The sequence below is a fragment of the Streptomyces sp. CoH27 genome, assembly GCF_020181035.1.
Classification (GTDB): Bacteria; Actinomycetota; Actinomycetes; order Streptomycetales; family Streptomycetaceae; genus Streptomyces; species Streptomyces camelliae.
The window spans coordinates 1-4,501 of sequence record NZ_JAIQYY010000085.1 but is presented as its reverse complement, the minus strand read 5'-3'; the positions used below and the strand labels follow the sequence as shown (position 1 = coordinate 4,501).

Genomic DNA, 4,501 nt, shown 5'->3' with positions numbered 1-4,501 from the left:
TCTGGCGAAGCCAGGAGCAAGCCCTGCAGTCCGCCTGAAACAAGATCACCGGACTCTACGAAACTCGGGACAGCTCAGGAGAGACCAGAAAACCAGCAACTGGCAGCGGCGTTATGCCATCCGCGCGGGCTGCGAAGCAACGGTGTCTGAAACGGTCCACGCTCACGGCCTGCGTCATTGCCGCTACCGCGGCCTGGCGAAGACGCACGTCCAACACGTGCTCACAGCCGCCGGAACCAACATCATCCGCCTCAGCGAATGCTTCCCGCCCGGCACTACACCAGACTCTCCACCACGACCACCCACCCACTTCCAGCGGCTCTGCCAAGGACTGACGGCCTAGAGATCACCAACAGCATCCCGAACTGTGGCCAGAGCCATTTTCAAAGAGCGCATACCGCTCTCACCCGCTGGCCGTCAGTCTGACAAGGGCAGAGTGCCCGCGGTGAGGAAGAACGTGACGGCGTAGGTAAAGCGACCTGCGCGCGCGGCGTCGTCGAACTGGGCCACGAACCGGTCCGCGTCCATGGGGTCGAGGTGGCCCCGGGCTGCGGCAGTGTGCGCCCAGGTGCGCAGGCCCATGACATTGTCGACCGTTGACGGGTCACGCACGACCAGAGTCCGGGCTTCCACCCTGATGTCGTGGATGCCGCGGGCCGCGAGCAGTCCGGCGTGCCGGTGGGCCAGCGAGCCGTTGCGCAGGCCCACGTCGGTCCTGAAGCGCAGCACCCGGCGGGCGAGCTCCTGGTCGTCAATGTCGAGTACCTGGGTGTCGTAGTCCGGGTCTGCCAAGGCGACCCGGCCGCCGGGGCGGACCACCCGCAGCAATTCGTCCAGCACCCGGGCCGGTTCGGCGACATGCTGCAGAACCCGGTCAGCCCAGGCGCCGTCGAACCGACCCGCCGCGAACGGCAGCCGGTGCCCGTCTGCGACAGCGGCACGTGGCAGTCCTCGATCCCGTGCCTGCGCGATCATCGTCAAGGAGCTGTCGACCGCCACGACCTCGGCCCCACAGCGCGAGCGCAGGGCCACGGCGGCGTCCCCGGTACCCGCTCCGACCTCAAGGAACAGTCCGCCGGGCTCGGCATGCAGGAACTCTTGCAACCGCTGCTTGTACGCGGCGTAGAACGGCTCCGCATTCAACCGGTCCAGGACCTGAACCCACTCGGCGGGCCGGGGCTGCGTATCCACCGACGTGAATCCGTGAGCAACACCTTGACCGTTCATGGGAGCACACTAGACGTGCCAACCAAGCCGGTGAGCCCTTCCAGACAGAACTGGCCCTCGCGGCCTGCGGCCGGTTGTCAGCGGTACCCGAGTGCGGCGGGCCCCTGGAGCCCGTGTCTCACGGCTCATGGAGCAGGCAGCTGTACGTGCGTGGCTTGCCTGCCGCTGACAGCACTCAGCGTGTGGCACGGCGGCTGAGACGTGGAGGTGTGCCTGGCCGTGCCTCGGTCGCCGTCAGCTCAGGTCAGCGGTGGGGCTGTGGATCCGGTGGCGCCCTCGGGGATACCCGGCGTCTTTGCGGACGTGGCCGGCAGGCCGGGGCGGCCGGCGGTCGGCGGGCTCACCGGGGTGGCTGCCCGTGCCCTGGATCCCGGGCCTGCCTCCTGGCGAGCGGGTTCCGTCTTTTCTCACCCGTTCGGGGGCGGTGGAAACGCCGGGAGGGAAACGGATGACGAGGGCGCGGTCGGATGTACCCGCGGGAGGTGTTCGGGGCGGATAACCCCAGGTGGATCGGCCGACGGGAGAAGGGGCGCCGGCCCGGGCACCAGGATGCGACGCCTGGTGCCCGGGCCGGGGGTGCGCGCGGGGCGCACGGGTTGTCCGACAATGGGATTGGGGTACCCCCGGCCCGATTCCGGCGGGCCGGGGCCCCGTATTGTGCTGCCGGCTTCGGGTCAGTCCCAGCCGCCCTCGCCGCCCCAGCCGCCCTCGCCGCGCTCGTCGTTGTCGCAGACCACGCGGAAGCTGGCGACGACGCCGTCCTTGACCTTCACGCCGTCCTCCATCTTCTTGTGGTGCTCGCCCTTCTCGTCGTGCTCGCCCTTCTCGTCGTGCTCGCGCTTCTCGTCGTGCTCGCGCTTCTCACAGTTCTCGTTCTCGTCCTCGTCCTTGTCCTTGATCGTCGGGCAGACGCCGTTGGAGGAGCTGTGGGGGCCGACGGTGGCGATGGGGGCGCCGTTGTCGCAGACGGCTCCGCGGAAGACCTCGACGCGCTTGTGGCTGTCGTTGCGGATGTTGAGGGTCTTGGCGCCGAGGCCGCTGATGACGGTGATGCAGTCGCCGGGGTGGGCGGAGTAGGACCGTTCGTTGACCTCGATCCGGCCCTCCTCTCTGCGCTCCTCGTGGCCCCTGCCTTCCTCGCGCCGGCCTTCGTTGCCCTTGCCTTCGTTGCCCTTGCCCTGTCCTTCGTTGTTGTTGGTCTTGTTCTGTCCGAAGGGCGCTGCCGAGGCGGCGACCGGGGCGACGGCGGCCGGGACCGCCTGGGGCGCCTGGGCGGGGGCCGCCGAGGCGTAGGTGATGCCGGTCACGGCGAGCGCCGCGGCGGCCGAGACACCTGCGGTCACCATGGTGGAACGAGCGAGCTTCATGTCGCTTCTCCTGTCTGGATATCTCGGAGATGTCGGCTCGTCAGCCGACTGCGATCAAACGTACTCACAGCTATCATATCGGTGCATATCGAGAGATTCGGGGCAGGGGGCCGACCGGGGTATATACGGCCCCGCCTGCCGCCTTGTCAGAACGTGAAGCGGCCCGAAGACCAGGCGTATTGAATGACCATTAGCCCTCTCGGTTGATCTGCTGACGCCTCCTCACTCCTTGCCTGCTGCGTGTCGCTACGAAAGCGATGACTGATCCGTGTTAAGGGAGCAGCAGCGTCAAAACCCGCTCGTCGTCCCGCCCGGCACGAGGTCGCAGAGTGGTGAGTCCGCCCTCCCCGGGATGCAGACGCCGTCGGCCGGCGAATCTGCGCGGTGATGCGCGTCCTGGCCGGGGTGTGTGCAGGTTGAACTGGACGGGATCGCGATCGGGCCGTGGTCGAATCCGATCAAAACGGGGTACGGTTGGTGTGCTGAGCGTGCTTTATGCCGCCAACGCGACTGGGGGAGCGTGGAGTTGACTGCCGGGGCCCCCGAGAACCGGCACCCCGCCACCCGCTACGACGTGGGCAAGACCACCAGGCGCCCCGAAAGCATCCCCGAACGCGATCAGCTCAGAGGCGGAACACGACGTCAGAATGGAACGGCCAGCCCAGCCTCGCGCAATCGAAGCAGCGCCATGCCCATGCACTCGGCGACCGAGGCCCCGTCGGCCCTCATCGCACCGTCCAGCGGCCCACCAGAGGCGGCGAATGTCCACGCCGGCTGACCGTCACGCATGCGCTCCGCGTCGACCCGGATCATGGCACCGACCTCCTGCTCGCCAAGCCACTCCAGGATGGCCAGCGTCACGTCTTCGACGCCGCTGTCCAGGTCCCCCTTGGGCCGCCGCCCCATCCCCTTGGCCATGGCCGCAACCCTACTCAGCTACTCAGCATCTGATCGGGTCACGTCACACCCTCTCAAGGCGACTCAGACCATGAAGAACAAGCTCATCGAGACCGAGCATCGTGACGGGGCTCGTGTGTTCCGGCTCCGATCCCGCCGCCATCGCTGACGACGTCTGGCGGGTCAGCCCCAGTTGCTCAGCCACCAACGGCCGCAGTGCGGTCTTCCGGGAGCCCTGGGGGTCGCCGAGGAGGACCAAGCGGGGGAGGGATAGCGTGCAGACGTGATCACCATGAATTGGGACGGCATCACCGACCGCGGGCGATTCAACGGCTGGTACCTGGACGAGCGGGACCAGTTCGCGGACATGGCCCGGGACGCCGATTGGAACGGCGTCTTCCGGGTGCTGGGCAAGAATCCGGGGTGGGCCAACCTTCCCCGGCCCGGCAACCGCAGCGGCTTCACCGCGCTGCATCAGGCGGCCTGGCACGGCGCGGACTTCTCCGTCGCCTCCAGGCTGATCGCGCACGGTGCCTGGCGGACGCAGCGCACGCGGGACGGACGGCGCGCCGTCGACGTCGCGCGGAGACGAGGGCACACGCATCTGGTGGAGCTGCTGGAACCAGTCGCGGTGCGGCAGCTTCCCGCCCCTTCGGACGCACTGGAGCACCGCTTCCATTCGCTGCTGCGGGAGACGACCGGCCGCTGTTTCGAGGAGATCGAGCACCTGCTGCCGCCGCTGTCCCCCCTCACGGAGGGGCCGTCCGTGAAGATCTTCTTTCAGGTGATCGGCATGATGGGCGGCTTCTTCTATCACCTCGAACACGACTACGTACATGTGAACGCCAGCTCGCGGATGGACTACGGCGGCGGAGAGCACTACCGGGTGACGCCTCAAGGATGTTCCAAGATCGACAATACGCGTGTCTGATTGAGCTGTCCCGAGTTTCGTAGAGTCCGGTGATCTTGTTTCAGGCGGACTGCAGGGCTTGCTCCTGGCTTCGCCAGAA

5 protein-coding genes are annotated in these 4,501 nt (G+C 67.6%); 2 read left to right on the top strand and 3 right to left on the bottom strand.

Annotated elements, in window-relative coordinates:
* Position 1 precedes the first annotated feature (1 nt).
* Entirely contained in the window at positions 2-343 is a 342-nt protein-coding gene (locus tag LE548_RS45875) for a transposase (RefSeq protein WP_308031250.1), read from the top strand.
* Between the two features lie 74 nt (positions 344-417).
* Here the strand turns inward: LE548_RS45875 and LE548_RS45040 are convergent, their stop codons facing one another.
* From LE548_RS45040 to LE548_RS45030, 3 genes are all read right to left on the bottom strand, one after another.
* A complete protein-coding gene (locus LE548_RS45040) occupies positions 418-1,191 on the bottom strand; it encodes a methyltransferase domain-containing protein (protein ID WP_225102826.1) in 774 nt (257 codons plus the stop codon).
* A gap of 710 nt (positions 1,192-1,901) precedes the next feature.
* Positions 1,902-2,594 carry a hypothetical protein gene (locus LE548_RS45035; RefSeq protein WP_225102825.1) on the bottom strand — a complete coding sequence of 231 codons (693 nt, stop codon included), beginning with the start codon at positions 2,592-2,594 and terminating at the stop codon, positions 1,902-1,904.
* 642 nt (positions 2,595-3,236) lie between these two features.
* Positions 3,237-3,512, bottom strand: a complete 276-nt coding sequence (locus LE548_RS45030) for a hypothetical protein (RefSeq protein WP_225102824.1) — start codon at positions 3,510-3,512, stop codon at positions 3,237-3,239.
* Between the two features lie 271 nt (positions 3,513-3,783).
* Here LE548_RS45030 and LE548_RS45025 point away from each other — a divergent pair, with 271 nt between their 5' ends.
* Positions 3,784-4,422 (top strand): ankyrin repeat domain-containing protein, encoded by a 639-nt coding sequence (locus LE548_RS45025; protein WP_225102827.1) that lies wholly within the window; start codon positions 3,784-3,786, stop codon positions 4,420-4,422.
* Positions 4,423-4,501: the final 79 nt, after the last annotated feature.